The organism is Microbacterium lemovicicum (genome assembly GCF_003991875.1).
GTDB classification, from domain to species: domain Bacteria; phylum Actinomycetota; class Actinomycetes; order Actinomycetales; family Microbacteriaceae; genus Microbacterium; species Microbacterium lemovicicum.
Map to the genome: position 1 here is coordinate 3008907 of NZ_CP031423.1, position 15308 is coordinate 3024214.

At 70.8% G+C, this 15308-nt stretch carries 13 protein-coding genes and 2 tRNA genes; 7 read left to right on the top strand and 8 right to left on the bottom strand.

Features of this window, described 5'->3' with window-relative positions; all coding sequences use genetic code 11:
* Positions 1-61: 61 nt before the first annotated feature.
* Both CVS47_RS14110 and CVS47_RS14115 read left to right on the top strand, forming a co-directional pair.
* Positions 62-532, top strand: a complete 471-nt coding sequence (locus CVS47_RS14110; protein ID WP_164734667.1) for a helix-turn-helix domain-containing protein — start codon at positions 62-64, stop codon at positions 530-532.
* Positions 532-1641 (top strand): tyrosine-type recombinase/integrase, encoded by a 1110-nt coding sequence (locus CVS47_RS14115; RefSeq protein ID WP_127096658.1) that lies wholly within the window; start codon positions 532-534, stop codon positions 1639-1641. Before CVS47_RS14110 ends, CVS47_RS14115 begins: the two co-directional genes overlap by 1 nt.
* Before the next feature lie 58 nt (positions 1642-1699).
* Here the strand turns inward: CVS47_RS14115 and CVS47_RS14120 are convergent.
* From CVS47_RS14120 to serS, 6 genes are all read right to left on the bottom strand, one after another.
* A tRNA-Ser gene (locus CVS47_RS14120) sits at positions 1700-1791 on the bottom strand.
* Between the two features lie 309 nt (positions 1792-2100).
* Positions 2101-3408 (bottom strand): LCP family protein, encoded by a 1308-nt coding sequence (locus CVS47_RS14125; protein ID WP_206502645.1) that lies wholly within the window; start codon positions 3406-3408, stop codon positions 2101-2103.
* A gap of 72 nt (positions 3409-3480) precedes the next feature.
* On the bottom strand, positions 3481-4758 hold the full coding sequence (locus CVS47_RS14130) for an LCP family protein (RefSeq protein ID WP_241240171.1): 1278 nt from the start codon (positions 4756-4758) through the stop codon (positions 3481-3483).
* A gap of 57 nt (positions 4759-4815) precedes the next feature.
* Positions 4816-4900 (bottom strand) — tRNA-Ser (locus CVS47_RS14135).
* 115 nt (positions 4901-5015) lie between these two features.
* A complete protein-coding gene (locus CVS47_RS14140) occupies positions 5016-5912 on the bottom strand; it encodes an HAD family hydrolase (RefSeq protein WP_206502646.1) in 897 nt (298 codons plus the stop codon).
* A 17-nt stretch (positions 5913-5929) separates the two neighbouring features.
* A complete protein-coding gene (gene serS / locus CVS47_RS14145; RefSeq protein WP_127096659.1) occupies positions 5930-7213 on the bottom strand; it encodes a serine--tRNA ligase in 1284 nt (427 codons plus the stop codon).
* 96 nt (positions 7214-7309) lie between these two features.
* Here serS and CVS47_RS14150 point away from each other — a divergent pair, with 96 nt between their 5' ends.
* From CVS47_RS14150 to CVS47_RS14165, 4 genes are all read left to right on the top strand, one after another.
* Positions 7310-8350 (top strand): diacylglycerol/lipid kinase family protein, encoded by a 1041-nt coding sequence (locus CVS47_RS14150; protein WP_127096660.1) that lies wholly within the window; start codon positions 7310-7312, stop codon positions 8348-8350.
* A gap of 297 nt (positions 8351-8647) precedes the next feature.
* Complete coding sequence (locus tag CVS47_RS14155; protein WP_164734668.1) at positions 8648-9583, top strand: DUF559 domain-containing protein; 936 nt, start codon at positions 8648-8650, stop codon at positions 9581-9583.
* A gap of 148 nt (positions 9584-9731) precedes the next feature.
* Positions 9732-11087, top strand: a complete 1356-nt coding sequence (locus CVS47_RS14160) for a cryptochrome/photolyase family protein (RefSeq protein ID WP_127096662.1) — start codon at positions 9732-9734, stop codon at positions 11085-11087.
* Between the two features lie 67 nt (positions 11088-11154).
* Entirely contained in the window at positions 11155-12231 is a 1077-nt protein-coding gene (locus CVS47_RS14165) for an MsnO8 family LLM class oxidoreductase (protein ID WP_127096663.1), read from the top strand.
* A 26-nt stretch (positions 12232-12257) separates the two neighbouring features.
* On the opposite strand, the gene pheA is transcribed toward CVS47_RS14165, so the two are convergent.
* Together pheA and CVS47_RS14175 are read right to left on the bottom strand one after the other, a co-directional pair.
* Positions 12258-13214 (bottom strand): prephenate dehydratase, encoded by a 957-nt coding sequence (gene pheA / locus CVS47_RS14170; RefSeq protein ID WP_127096664.1) that lies wholly within the window; start codon positions 13212-13214, stop codon positions 12258-12260.
* Between the two features lie 4 nt (positions 13215-13218).
* Complete coding sequence (locus tag CVS47_RS14175) at positions 13219-14187, bottom strand: EamA family transporter (RefSeq protein WP_127096665.1); 969 nt, start codon at positions 14185-14187, stop codon at positions 13219-13221.
* Between the two features lie 72 nt (positions 14188-14259).
* Between CVS47_RS14175 and CVS47_RS14180 the strand changes: the two genes are divergently transcribed.
* The gene (locus CVS47_RS14180) at positions 14260-15174 is read left to right on the top strand and encodes a LysR family transcriptional regulator (protein WP_127096666.1); all 915 of its coding nucleotides are present in this window, start codon (positions 14260-14262) and stop codon (positions 15172-15174) included.
* Positions 15175-15308 lie beyond the last annotated feature (134 nt).

Sequence of the window (15308 nt, forward strand, 5' to 3'; positions counted from 1 at the left end):
TTGAGTTTAGGTTTCCTAAACTGTACCACCGGCTTTAGCTATGATCGAGTAAAGTTTTCTCGTGGAGAGACAAGCAGAGACTTCAACAGGTGAGACGGTTGCCGCGAACATCCGGAGGATCCGGAAGTACCGCCGCATGCGACTGGAAGACGTGGCGCATCTCGTCAGCTACCACGGGCGTCCGATGGGTAAAGCGACCTTGTCTCTCATCGAGAACGGTCAACGTCGCGTCGATGTGGACGATCTGATGGCGTTCGCCCGCGTCCTGAAGGTCACGCCTATGGATCTGCTCGTACCGCCCGCATTCCCTGACGGAACCACCGTCGTGAAGATGACGGCGTTTGATCTGTTGGACCGCAGCGAGATCGGACCCTGGCTGCGTCATGAGTCGCCGCTCAGCATGCCAGACGACGTTCCGGGCGTCGCTGACGTGACTGCCGACGACTGGCTCGGGCACTATCGCGTTGACGCGCGTCAGATCGAGATCGCGCCAGTGAATGAGGAGTTCCCGCATCGGCGAGCGTTGACCTGATGGGCAGCGTTCACGCCTATGAGACGAAGGCGGGTAAGCGTCTCTATCGTGCGGTCTGGCGAGACCCTCTGAATCAGCAGACCTCCAAGCGTGGCTTTCCCTCCAAGAAGGCCGCTGAGGAGCACATAGCCCGCCAGACAGTGAGCAAGGCAGACGGGACTTACATCTCCTCAGCTGCCGCGAAGACAACGGTGAGCGAGCTGAGCACAGCGTGGCTGGCGAACAAGCAGGCTCTGCTGAAACCATCGTCCTACGCTCCCCTGCGGGCATCGTGGGCGAACTACGTCGAGCCGGCATGGGGACCGCGCTCTATCGCTGGCATCCGTCACTCAGAGGTGCAGGCGTGGGTGGCGGGGATTGGCAAGAGCCCGACCGTCGTGGCGCGGGCCTTCGGCATCCTGGCCGGCATCCTCGACACTGCCGAGCGAGATCGTCGCATCCTCGCGAACCCCGCCCGCGGCGTCAGGCTCCCCCGCAAGGTCAGTTCGCGCTCGCGTCGCTACCTGACTCACGAGGAGCTGTGGGCTGTGGCTGAGGCTTCCCCGCGGCCGGCGCTCGTCCTCACACTCGGATACTGCGGACTCCGGTGGGGCGAACTCGTCGCCCTCCGCGTCTCAGACGTGAACTTCCTGCGGCACCGGATCAGCGTCACGCGGAACGTGGTCGAGGTGCACGGAGAGTTCCACCCCGGCACACCGAAGACCCATGAATCACGACAGGTGCCCGTACCTGCCACGGTCCTGCAGCAGCTCGCGGCCGCAGTCGAAGGGAAGGCGCCCCAGGCGCTGATCTTTGATGACGGCCACGGCGGCTACATGCGACGCACGAGGGCTTCAGCCGGCTCCCGCTCGTGGTGGGTGAGCGCGCTCGTGACTGCCGGCGTCGAGCCCCTCGTGCTGCACGACCTCCGGCACACGGCCGCATCGCTCGCGGTGTCCTCCGGCGCCAACGTGAAGGCCATCCAGCGGATGCTCGGACACGCCTCCGCAGCCATGACACTCGACGTCTACGCGGACCTGTTTGACGACGACCTGGAGGCGCTCACGGTCCGTCTCGATGAGGCGATCGCAGCGCGGGTTGTTGCCGTTCCGTTGTCACGCGCCACCTGACTGGAAAGCAGAACGCCCCCAGTCCCGCGTCTTTCTGCAGTTCTATGGGCGTATGTGGTGGCGGAGACGGAGGGATTTGAACCCTCGGTCCCCTTGCGAGGACTCCACCTTAGCAGGGTGGTGCACTAGGCCGAACTATGCGACGTCTCCATGCGCGAGCACCGGAATGCGTCGCGCGACACCCATCATAACCGCTGCGCACCCGAGCGCCGAACGTCGTCGGGATCGGCATCCATTGGACGCGAGTTGCGGAAATCCACGACGGGATGCCACATCTCGCGTCATATGAACGGCACGCCGTTCGAGCGAATGCGTCAGGGCGGGCAGGTCGTCGGAATTGGCAACCGGTGGACGCGAGCTGCGGAAATCCACGACGGGATGCCGCATCTCGCGTCAGGTGGACCTCACGCCACCGGGGCGATGCGTCAGGGCGGTACACCACCCGGCGAACGCATCGGGCTAGCGCTGCGGCTGGGTGCAGGTGACCTGGGCGGCCGTGGTGCCGGCGATCGCGCTCGGCAGCTCCACGGAATCGACGGAGGGATCAGCCGGCGCTGACGCCGTGGCGGACGCCGCGGGGGCGGGCGTCTCCGCACCCGACCCGCCTGTCGGCGTCGGCGTCGGTGTCGGCAGCGGCGCGGCCTCGCCCGTCACCTCGACCGCACTCCCCTGGCTGGCTTCGCCGGTCAGGATGAGCGCCTTGTTCTCGGCGAGCGCGGCGAAGAGGGCGTCCGCCGCATCGGTCACCGGGAGCACCCTGCTCGCACCCGAGCTCGAGTAGTAGGTCGGGTACTGCACGAAGACGATGTCCGAGAACGGCACGCTCCGCAGCGCCATGGCGATCTGCACCATGCGCGTGGGGTTCGCCAGCCCGGAGCTCAGGATCAGCTGGCCGTTCGACACCTGCTGCATGGCGGTGCCCGCGAAGTTCAGAAGGGTCGCCGGGTTGCCGAGCACCGACTGGCTCTGCAGCTTGCGCACGAGCGACGACATGAACTGCTGCTGGTTCGAGATGCGTCCGAGGTCGGAGCCGTCGCCGATGCCGTGGCGGATGCGCAGGAACTGCAGCGCCTCCGCGCCCTGCAGCGTGTGCGTGCCCGCGGTGAGATTCAGGCCGGTGTAGCCGTCGGAGATGTCGCCGGCGACGCAGACGTCCACTCCCCCGACGGCGTCGGACAGGTTGATGACACCGGTCCAGCGGATCGCGGCGGCGTACTGGATCTGCGTACCCGTGAGCTTCTCCACCGTGTCGACGGTGCACGACAGCCCGCCGTTCGCGTACGAGGCGTTGAGCATCGCCGACGACTCCGCCCGGTACGTGCGGCCGTCGGGGCCGGTGCACTCCGGGAGCGACACCATCATGTCGCGCGGGATCGACACCACCGTCACCCGCCTCGGGCTGTCGCTGATGCGCACGAGCATCGTCACGTCGTTGCGCTCGCCGTCGGTGTCGCCGGCCTGGCAGGCGCCCGAGAGCGCGGCGTTCGGCCCCTCGCACGAGTCGGTGCCGACGAGCAGCATCGTGACGTCGCCCTCGATCTCGCCGATGGTCGGCGGCGGGAGCTCGTCCTCGTCGCCGATCTGCACGGAGCTCGCCGAGATGAGGTCGGCCGCATTCCACAGGGCGAATGCCCCGACGCCGCCGATCGAGACGATGAGCACGGCCGCGACCACTCCCATCGCCAGCAGCAGACGCGTCAGCGGTCGCGAACGCGGCGCACGTCCGTGCTGCGCGAGCGGAGGCCGCCGGTCAGGGGCGCCGGTCATGCTTCATCCCTTCCGCTGCGAGCGCTCGACGACACGAGAAGCGGATGCCGCGGCATCCGCTCATCGGCAAGGTCAGCCGTCCGCTCGGAGATTGCCGGCGGAGCAGGTGGCCTGCGCCGCCGTGGTGCCGGGGATCGACGAGTTCAGTTCGACCGCGGACTCGCTCGGTGCGGGCGTGGCACCCGGGTCGGCGGACTCGACGGGGGCGGGCGTGACCTCGGTGCCGGGGTCGGCGGCGATGACGCCCCCCGTGCTGTCCGGATCGCTCGTCGGCACGATCGGCTGGTTGGCGGCGAGCGCCGCCCACAGCTGATCGGCCGCCTCGTAGTTCGGCACCACGCGGTTCGAGTCGGACGGGTCGTCGTAGACGGGGTACTGCAGGAAGACGATCTCGTCGAACGGCACGCTCTTCACGGCGAGCGCGATCTGCACGAGGGTCAGCGGGTTGGCCAGGCTCTGGCTCGGCGTCACGTTCTCGACGGCCGTGGTGGCCAGCTTGTAGAGCAGCGCGGGGTTGGACAGCACGTCCTCGCCGACCAGCTTGTGCGCCAGGCGCGACATGTACTGCTGCTGGTTCGAGATGCGCGCGAGGTCGCTGCCGTTCTCGAGTCCGTGGCGCGTCCGCAGGAACTGCAGGGCGTCGATGCCCTGCACGTTGCGCATGCCGGCGGGCCAGTCGATGCCGGTGTAGGAGTCGCGGATGCCGCCGTTGCCGATGCAGACCTCGACACCGCCGATCGCGTCGGTGATGTTGATGACGCCGCCGAAATTGACCTTCGCGGCGAACGGGATGCTGAGACCGCTGAGCTCGGACACGGTCTTCACGGCGCACGACAGCCCGCCGTACGTGAAGGCGGAGTTGATCTGGCCCTTGCTGATGCCGCCGGCCTCGGAGCCGTCGGCGTTCGTGCAGACGGGGATCTCGGTCATGAGGTCGCGGGGGAAGGAGATGACCGTCACGCGCCGCGGGTTGTCGGAGATGTGGACGAGCAGGTTGACGTCGTTCAGCTCGCCACCCGCGTCGGCGCCGGTGCAGCGGTCGCCGAAGTAGTCGGCGAATTCGGGCAGGCATTCGTCGGTGCCGGCGATGAAGAGGTTGACTCCGCCTTCGATCGCGCCGATGTCGGGCGGAACGGAATCCTGACCCTCGAGCGCGACGGCCTCGTCGGTGAAGCTGGCGGTGAGGTCGTAGGCCGCGTAGGCGGTGACGCCTGCACCCGCGACGAGGACGACGGCGAGCATGACGCCGAGGAGCTTCAGCAGCTGGCCGAACGGGCTCGGCGAGGTGAGCGCACCGTGGCGCGCGACCGTGCGGCGGCCGCGCGGTGCGGGCGGGTTCGTCGGGCTCACTCGTGTCCTCTCGGCAGAACGTCTACGGGCACGATCGGGGCACACTCCTCGCCAGGGCGGAGGGTGTGGGATTCGAACCCACGGGACATTGCTGCCCACTGGTTTTCAAGACCAGGTCCATCGGCCGCTCGGACAACCCTCCCGGCGGAGCGCCCCGAGCGGGGGCGTCATCCGTCGACAGAGGCCGAGTCTAGTAGACGGGCCATCGCGACCATTGTCGCGAACACGGCTGAGGAGGTGCTGAACGACCCGCGGGGTCAGAGGGTGCGGAGCACCGCGGCGACGCCACCCTCCGTCACCGACGTGGTGCGCTCGCCCGCGGCATCCCGCACCTCCTGCGGACCCTGCGCCATGGCGACCGCGCGCCCGCCGTGCGACAGCGCCCATGCGAACATGCCCATGTCGTTGCGGCCGTCGCCGAACACGATCACCCGCTCGGGCGGCACCCCGAGCAGCCCGCGCACCCGTTCGAGCGCGGTGCCCTTGTCGACGCCCATGGGGGCGATGTCGAGCCAGGCGGTCCAGCCGATGGCGTACGAGACCTGGTTGAGCCCGATGTCGCCCACGAGTGCGAGGAAGTCCTCCTCGCTGTGGTCGGGCGCGACGACGACGACTCTGCTGACCGGATGCTGCGCCAGCTCCTCGAACGCGACCTCGCGTGCCTCGGAGAGGTTCCAGTCGTGCATCGACTCGGTGTAGAGGCGCACCCCGTCCTCGAGCTCGACCATGAAGTGCGCCTCGGGCAGGTGCGTGCGCAGCAGCTCGAGCACCGTGCGCGGGTCGAAGGTCTCGGTGTGGAACCGGACGTAGGACGCGGCGCCGGCGGCATCCGTCTGCCGCTTCAGCACGACCGCGCCGTTCGAGCACACGACGTACTCGGGCTCGATCTCGAGCAGCCGCTGGATGTGCTGCGTGCCGCTCCAGCTGCGCCCGGTGGCGAGCATGACCTCGTGGCCTGCGGCGTGCGCGGCGGCCACGGCGTCGATGATGCCGGGGCTCAGCGTCTCGTCCTCGAGGAGGACGGTGCCGTCGATGTCGAGGGCGATGAGCATGCGCTCCGCGGCGCCGGGAGCCGCGGCACCCTGGGCGATCTCCTCCACCAGCTCCGCGGCATCCTCCTGCGGGGAGACGTCGATCGTTCCGGTGTCGGGCATGCCGGCATCGTCGGGGGTCACGCGATGGGCTCCAGCACGTCGAGTCCGCCGAGGAACGGCCGCAGCACCTCGGGCACCGTCACCGAGCCGTCGGCCCGCTGATGCGTCTCGAGGAGGGCGACGATCCACCGGGTCGTCGCGAGGGTGCCGTTGAGCGTGGCGACCGGTGTCGGCTTCGCCGGAGCGGCGCCCGCCTCGACGGCCGGCCGGTGGCGGATGTCGAGCCGGCGCGCCTGGTACGTGGTGCAGTTGCTCGTGCTGGTCAGCTCGCGGTAGGCATCCTGCGTGGGCACCCAGGCCTCGACGTCGTACTTGCGGGCAGCGCTGGAGCCGAGGTCGCCCGCCGCCACGTCGATGACACGGTACGACAGGCCGAGGTCCTGGAGCATCTGCTCCTGGAGGCCGACGAGGCGCAGGTGCTCCTCCTCCGCCGCCTCGGGCGTCGTGTAGACGAACATCTCGAGCTTGTTGAACTGGTGCACGCGGATGATGCCGCGGGTGTCCTTGCCGTACGAGCCCGCCTCGCTGCGGTAGCAGGTCGACCAGCCGGCGTAGCGCTTGGGGCCGTTCGCCACATCGAGGATCTCGCCCATGTGGTAGCCGGCGAGCGGCACCTCGCTCGTGCCGACGAGGTACATGTCCTGATCCTCGAGGTGGTAGACCTCGGCCGAGTGCTTGCCGAGGAACCCGGTGCCCTGCATGACCTCCGGACGCACGAGCGTCGGCGGGATCATCGGAGTGAAGCCGGCCTGCAGGGCACGGTCGAGGGCGAGGTTCATCAGCGCGATCTCGAGGCGCGCGCCGATGCCGGTGAGGAAGTAGAAGCGGCTGCCCGACACCTTGGTGCCGCGCTCCATGTCGATCGCGCCGAGCAGCTCGCCGAGCTCCAGGTGGTCGCGGGGCGTGAAGTCGAACGCCGGCGGCTCGCCGTGGGTGCGGAGCGTGATGAAGTCGTCCTCGCCGCCGGCGGGCACGCCCTCGATGACGATGTTCTCGATCTCGGCCATGGCCGCGGTCGCGACATCCTCCGCGGCGGTCACCGCGTGCTGCGCCTGCTTGACCTGCTCGCTGAGCTCCTTGGCCGCTGCGACGAGCGCGGGCTTGTCGTCCTTGGACGCCTTCGCGACCGTCTTGCCGTGCGCGTTCTGCGCCGCGCGCAGCTCTTCGAACGCGGTGATGGCGGCCCGGCGGTCGCGGTCGGCGGCGATGGCCGCGTCGACGGTCTCGGGAGACAGGCCGCGGGCGATCTGGGACTCGCGAACGATCTCGGGCGTGTCGCGCAGGAGCAGTGGATCGATCACCCTTCGATTCTATGGGCGGGATGCCGCGGCCCGCCGCGCCGCGGGCCGCCCAGCGCTCTCAGGGAAGCCCCGGAACGGCGGCCATAAGGTGTACCCATGGCGAACGGTCCCGACGACGTGTCGGCCGATCGCGTGCCTCCCGCCGATGTCGAGCCGCCGCTGCGTCGCGCCGCCCTCGTCTACAACCCGATCAAGGTCGACGCGGAGCAGCTGCGCTCCGCGGTCACGCGCCTGTCGGCCGAGGCGGGCTGGGACGAGCCGCTCTTCTTCGAGACCACGGTCGAGGACCTCGGGGACGGGGTCACCCGCCGGGCCCTCGCCGAGAAGGTCGATGCGGTGCTCGTCGCCGGCGGTGACGGGACGGTGCGGGCCGTGTCGGAGGCCGTGTGCGGGTCCGACGTGCCGCTCACGATCGTGCCGAGCGGCACCGGAAACCTCCTGGCCCGCAACCTCTTCCTGCCGCTCGGCGACCCCGAGACGATGATCCGCGCCACGTTCGAGGGCGACCACCTGCCCATCGACGTGGGCTTCGCCGCCCTCCAGCGCTCGGACGGCAGCTCCATCGAGCACGCCTTCGTCGTGATGGGCGGCATGGGGCTCGACGCCGCGATGATCGCCAACACCAGCGGCGACCTCAAGAAGAAGGTCGGCTGGATCGCCTACGTCGACGGCGCGGCGCGCTCCCTCGCGAAGGCCACGCCGTTTCGGATCATGTACCAGATCCCCGGCCGCAAGCTCCACTCGGCCCGCGTGCAGAGCATCCTCGTGGCCAACTGCGGATCGCTGCCCGCCGGCCTCGAGCTCATCCCCGGTGCGTCCGTCTCGGACGGCGAGCTCGACGTCGCCATCTTCGCGCCGAAGAACTTCTTCGGATGGTTCCTCGTCTGGCGCCGCGTCGCGTGGGACAACAGCTTCCTGCGCCGCTTCCGCGCCGGCCGTCAGGTGCTGGCGCTGCGGACGCGGGACAGCACCGTCATCTACTCCCGAGGCCAGGGCATCGAGCTGCAGGCCGAGAGCGCGCAGGCGGTGCAGCTCGACGGCGACGAGTTCGGCGAGGCGACACGCATCCGCGTGCGTCTCGTCGCCGGCGGCATCATCGCCGCCCTGCCCGCCGGTCACGACACCTCCCGTCTCTGATCCGGGCGCCCGTTCCTGGCTCTCGAGCCGCGGGGCGCTCCCGGGGACGACTTTCGTCGTCGCCGCCGTGTCCGCCGCGACGAAAGGCGTCCCCGATACTGGCGGCTCCGGCCCGGGGCGAGGTGGGCGGGCGAGGTGGGCGGGCTGGGTGGGCGGCGAGATGGGGGTGGTGGGCGGGCGAGGCGAGCGGGGAGGGGTCGGCGCGCGGGTCCTCCACAGGCCCAGGTCACGATGCGAAGCCCCCGCTGCGGTCGGTGTCGCGCCCGCGGGCGAAGCGGATTCGGCGAACGTCAGGGGATGTCGCGACCTGCACCGCTGCCGAATGGACTGCCCACCGCGTTCACCACCCGAGACGCCCTCGCCGCCGGGGTGTCTCGGGAGCGCCTGAGGCGTGCGGATCTGCGCGCTCCGCGCTGGGGCGTCAGGACGACGACGGATGCCGCATCCCTCGCCGGTCTGCCGCCGTGGGAGGCTGCGGAGACACGCCATCTCGAAGCCGCCGCGTCAGAGCGGTTACGGCTCGGTGGCCGCGCGTGCTTCAGCCACGTGACCGCCGCGATCGTGCACGGCATGCCGCTCCGATCCGAGCGGCTGCATCCGGCGACTCTGCATGTGAGTGTGCGGATCGAGGCGGCCGATGCCCGGCGCCGTCGCACAGGCGTCGTGGTCCACCCCACCCTGGGCGGTGGCGATGTTCTGCTCGTTCGGGGGCTGCCCGTCACCTCAGCACTGCAGACCTGGGCCGACCTCTCCTCGATTCTCGGCCTGGACGAGCTGATCGAGATCGGCGATTGGCTCGTGCAGCGGCAGCACCCGCTGGCGTCCATCGACGACCTCAGGCTCGCCGTCGTGCGACACGCGGGACGCCATGGGGTTCCGCGACTTCGAGCCGCTCTCGAGCTCGTGCGCCCGCGGACCGACTCGCTCCGCGAGACGCAGGTCAGGCTGATCCTGGTGCGTGCTGGACTCCCGGAGCCGGTGGTGAACGCGTCCGTGCGCGACCGCGTGGGGCGGCACGTCAAGTGGGGCGATCTCGTCTATGAACGCGAGCGCGTGCTGGTGGAGTACGACGGCGGGCAGCATCGCACCGACGAGCGCCAGTACGCGAAGGACGCCGACGACATCGAACGCCTCGTCCTCGACGGGTGGGTGATCGTCCGTCTGCGCAAGGAGCACCTGCGCGCGCCCGATGCCATCGCCGCGCGGGTCCGCGCCGCCCTGCAGCGCCGATGAGTACCTGCAGTCGAGTGAAGCTGCGGACGACTTTCGTCGGCCCAGCGGAGTCGCGGCCGACATAATTCGTCCCCAGCGCTTCGAGGCGGGAAGTGCGCGAAGCTGTCAAGCCCGCGCCGACGTCGGCGGCGCTCGGCAGGATGTCCGCATGACGAGTCCGTCCATCGTGTGGTTCCGTGACGACCTCCGGCTCGCCGACCACCCCGCCCTGCGCGCCGCCCTCGACCGCGACGAGCCGGTGATCGGGCTGTACGTGCTCGACGACGAGAGCCCCGGCATCCGTCCCCTCGGCGGCGCCGCCCGCTGGTGGCTGCACCACTCGCTCACCTCACTGGCGGAGCGGCTGCGCGAGCGCGGGTCGACGCTGGTGCTGCGCCGGGGGCCCGCCGAGAAGGTCGTCGCCGAGCTGGCGCGGGATGCGGGAGCGGGAGCCGTGTTCTGGAACCGTCGCTACGGTCAGCCCGAGCGCGATATCGACGCGGCGCTGAAGACCGCGCTGCGCGACGACGGCCTGACGGCGCAGTCCTTCGCCGCGTCCGTGCTGTTCGAGCCGTGGACGGTCGCGACCGGATCGGGCACTCCGTATTCCGTCTACACCCCGTTCTGGCGCGCATGCCTCGCGCTGCCGACGCCCCGCGAGCCCCTCCCGGAGCCGCTGTCGATCCCCGGCGTCTCGAAGGCTCCGCCCTCGGACGACCTGGAGTCGTGGGAGCTGCTGCCGCAGCACCCGGATTGGGCGGCCGGTCTGCGCGAGATGTGGGAGCCGGGCGAGCCCGCGGCGCGTCGCCGTCTGCACGAGTTCCTGACCGAGGACAGCTCGTCGTACGAGGCCGCCCGCAACACCCCGTCGGCCGGGGCGACCTCGCTGCTGTCGCCGCGGCTGCGCTGGGGCGAGCTGAGCCCGCACACGATCTGGCACGAGTCGGTGCAGGCCGGTGTCGGCGGCATGTTCCTGTCGGAGCTCGGATGGCGCGAGTTCGCGTGGCACACCCTGTTCCACTTCCCCGATCTCGCGACGAAGAACCTGCGCCGCGACTTCGACGCGTTCCCGTGGCCGACGCCGGATCCGGAGCACCTCTCCGCGTGGCAGCAGGGCCGCACCGGCTTCGCCATCGTCGACGCCGGCATGCGGGAGCTCTGGCAGACCGGCTACATGCACAACCGCGTGCGCATGGTGACGGCGTCGTTCCTGATCAAGAACCTTCTGATCGACTGGCGCATCGGCGAGGAGTGGTTCTGGGACACGCTCGTCGACGCCGACGGCGCCAGCAACTCGTTCAACTGGCAGTGGGTCGCGGGCTCGGGCGCCGATGCGGCCCCGTACTTCCGCATCTTCAACCCCGAGCTGCAGGCGAAGAAGTTCGATCCGGCGTCGCGCTACATCGCCGAGTGGGCACCCGATCACGTCTCCGACTCGCCTCCGCCGCAGATCGTCGATCTCGGCGAGACGCGGAAGGCGGCGCTGCAGGCGTACGAGGCCGTGAAGGGCGCGTCGCGGCGCTGAGCCGGTCGAGCAGGTGTTCTCGCAGCTCCGAGGAATGCCGTGAGGCGCGGAGCGGTTGCCTTCAGGGATGAGCACTTCAGCCGCCCCCGCCCTGTCCGTCCTCGACCTCGTGCCCGTCCGCACGGGTCAGACGAGCGCGCAGGCCGTCGCCGCCTCCCTGAGCGTCGCCACGGCAGCCGACGCCGCCGGCTACCGGCGGTACTGGTTCGCGGAGCACCACAACATGCCCGCCGTGGCCTCGACGACGCCGCCCGTGCTGATGGCGGCCGCCGCAGCGCGCACCGCGCGCATCCGGGTCGGATCGGGCGGCATGATGCTCCCCAACCACTCGCCCCTCGTCGTCGCCGAGCAGTTCGCCGCGCTCGAGGCCCTCGCTCCCGGCCGCATCGACCTCGGCATCGGGCGTGCGCCCGGCAGCGACCCCGTCATCACCCAGCTGCTGCGGCAGTCGGGCACCACGAGCGACGTCGAGCGCTTTCCCGACCACGTCGCCGACATCCTGTCGCTCGTCTCCGCCGACGGCGCGACCCTGCGCTTCACCTCGGGCCGCGACTACGCCGTGCGCGCGACGCCTGCCGCGACCGGCACCCCCGACGTGTGGCTGCTGGGCTCGAGCGACTACTCGGCGCGACTCGCCGCATCGATGGGCCTGCCCTACGTCTTCGCCAACCACTTCTCCGGCGAGGGACTCGAGCGCGCGCTCGACCTCTACCGCACCGGCTTCCAGCCGAGCGCGACGCTCGCGGCGCCGCGGACCTTCCTCACCGTCAACGCCGTCGCCGCCCCCACGGCGGAGGAGGCGGAGGAGCGCTCGCTCCCGAACCAGCGGATGATGGCGCGGCTGCGCTCGAACATGCCGCTCGTGCCGCTCGAGACGGTGGAGGAGTCGCTGGCCCGCGCCGACGACTTCGACGCGATGACCCGCTCGATCATGACCTCGGGCCGCGCCAAGTGGTTCGTGGGGACCGGTGCGGACGTGGCATCCGAACTGCTCGCCTTCGCCGCCAGGCACGAGGTCGACGAGGTGATGATCTCGCCCATCGCCGGGTCGTACGAGAACGAGCCGATGGATGCCGCACCCGGCCGCGTGCAGACGATCGAGCTCATCGCGGCCGCGCTCGCGCCGGCGATGGCCGCGGCCTGATCTGATCGGGCGTCAGGCCCCGGGCGTCACGCCTCGGGTTCGCCGCTGAGGAGGCCGCGCAGCCAGTCGCGCGCCTCGACGAACACGTCGTCGGAGTAGCGCTCGGGGTAGCGGATGACCGCGCGGTCCGCGCGGGGGTACGACCCGAGGAACACGACGCGCGGGCTGAAGCGCCGGAGACCCAGCAGGGCGTCCGCCATCCGCTCGTCCTCGACGTGACCGTCGGCGTCGATGACGAAGCGGTACCGGCCGAGGGCGTCGCCGATCGGGCGCGAGGCGAGAAGACTCAGGTTGATCCCGCGGGTGGCGAACTGCTCGAGGAGCTCGAGCAGCGCGCCCGGATGGTCCTCGGGCAGCTCGACGATGAGCGACGTCTTGTCCGCGCCGGTGGGCGGCGGCGGCGTGACCGTGCGGCTGACCAGCACGAACCGGGTCACCGCGTCGGGGTTGTCGCCGATGCTGCGCGCGAGCGGCTCGAGCTCGTAGTGATCGAGGATCCCAGGAGGGGCGATCGCGGCATCCGCGTCGCTGCTGCCGTCGAGCAGACCGACGGCACTCGCGACGTTGCTGGCCGCGGGGATGTGCGCGTGGCCCGGGAGCGCGCCGGTGAGCCACCGGAGGCACTGCGCATAGGCGACGGGGTGCGCGGCGATGAGCGAGACGTCCTCGAGTCGCGTGCCGGGCCGGGCGACGAGCACGAAATCGACGGAGACGAGGTACTCCCCCACGATGCGCAGCCCGGGAATGGTGGCGAGGGCGTCCTGGGCCACCGAGACCCCGCCGTCGACGGAGTTCTCGATCGCGATCATCGCGGCGTCCGAGCGCCCCTCGAGCACGTCGTCGAGCGCCTCGCCGACGTTGCGCACCGAGCGCCACTGCTGATCGCGGGCCTCCGGCACCTGCGCGAGCGCGGCCTCCGTGAAGGTGCCCGCCGGCCCCAGGTAGCTGTAGGTACGGCGCGGGGGCGGGCTGTCCGAAGTCACCGGCTCAGCCTAGCCGCGGCGGCACCGCCTCCTCCGTGACCGGCGGCCCGGTCGGCGGGGACTGCTCGCGGGCCCGTTCCGGCGCCCACGGTGCGGGCCGCGGCATCCGCCACCGCAGGCTCGTGAGGAGCACGCCCACGACCAGCACGATGCCGCCGACGACCTCCGCCGCGTTCGGGATCTGCCCGAGCAGCAGCGCGGCGGCGGCCATCGCGACGACCGGAGCCAGCAGCACCCACGGGACGACGGCCGCCGAGCGGTTGCGCGCGAGGAGGCTGTTGAAGACGGCGTAGCCGATGACGGTGCACACGACCGCGGTGTAGAGCGTCGAGACCGCAGGCCGCCAGCCGAACGCCGCCAGACCCGCGCCGACGGCGGTGGGACCGTCGACGGCGAGCGCCAGCACGAGGGCGGGCACCGGCACGACGAGGGCCGACCACACCGTGAGCGAGAGCGCGCCCAGCGGACCGCGGCCCGTCACCACCCCGGCGCGACGGGCGATCACGTTGCCGATCGCCCACGACAGCGCCGCTGCCAGAGCGAGCACGACGGCGAGCGCGGGGGCGTCGCCGCCGCGACCGGCGGCGACGATCGCGAGGCCGAGGATGCCGACGGCGACGCCGATCGACTGCGCCACGGTCGGGCGCTCCCGCAGCACCCCCGCGGCGATGACGATCGTGAACACCGCCTGCGCCTGCATCAGGAGCGCGGCCAGGCCCGGCTGAAGACCGAACGCGAGCGACGTATAGAGGAGCCCGAACTGTCCGAGGCTCATGAAGAGGCCGACGCCGATGATGGTGCTCCAGGATGCTGCGGGCCGCGGCACCACGACGACCATGAGCGCCACCGCGAGGAAGCGGATCGCGACGAACAGCAGCGGCGGTATGCCCGCCATCCCCCAGTCGATGACCACGAAGTTGAAGCCCCAGAAGGACGCCACCATCGCGGCCAGGATCATGTCACGTCTGCTCACCTTCCCACTCCAGCGCAGGAGCCGATGAAGGACAAGCGATGCTTTCTGCTCCTCACCCGTTAGCATCGCTTCATGATCGACCTCGACGCCGTCGTCTCCCTTCGCGCGGTCGCCACCCAGGGCAGCGTCGTGGCCGCCGCGGCCGCGCTCGGCTACACGCCCTCCGCCGTGTCTCAGCAGGTGAAGCGCCTGGAGCGCGAGACGGGCGTCACCCTCTTGGAGCGGGTCGGTCGCGGCGTGGTGCTGTCCGAGGCGGGCACACGGCTCGTCGTGGCGTCGACGCCGATCCTCGCCGACCTCGAGCGGCTGCGCGCCGACCTGCAGCTCACCGCCGCTACCGCGTCGCTCGTCGGCGAGGTGCGGCTCGCGGCGTTCTCGACGGTCGTGCGCGGTCTGGTCGTCCCCGTCGTCGCGGAGCTGGGGCGGCAGCATCCGGGTCTCTCGCTCCCGCTGCGCGAGAGCGAGCCGTGGGAGACCATCGCCCTGGTCGCGTCGGGACAGCGCGACCTCGGCGTCGTGCACCGCTGGGGCGGCGTCGCGCTCGCGATGCCGGAGCCGCTCGTCGAGACGCCGCTGTTCACCGACATGGCGGACGTCATCCTGCGGCGCGACCACCCGCTGGCCGATCGCGACGTGCTCCACCCGCATGACCTCGCCGACGAGCGCTGGGTCGCGACCTTCGAGGCGACGATCTGCCGGCAGTGGCTGCGGCGGCTCTTCGACGGCGTGCCCCATGCCCCGCGCATCGTGCACGAGTCGATGGAGTTCCCGAACCACATCGAGATCGTGCGCGCCGGACTGGCCGTCGCCCTGGTGCCCCGGCTCGGTCGCGGCGATCTCGGACCCGATCTCGTCGCGATCCCCACCGCCGACCCGGCGTCGACGCGGGACGTGGTCGCGGTGCACCGGCGCACCCAGGCGGACTCCCCCGCGCTCCGCGCCGCCCTCGACGCCCTCGTCGCGCGCGCCGCGTCGCTCGGCTCCTGATGCGGGCGCCGTCCTCTCGAGCGGCGACGAGCTCCGAGGCTCCGTGTCGCCGGCGCGCGGCCGATCCCTCCCCGAGGCCGCGTCAGCGGAAGTTCACCGGTCGTGGGAGAACGTGTCCGCGGGCGCGGCCGCGC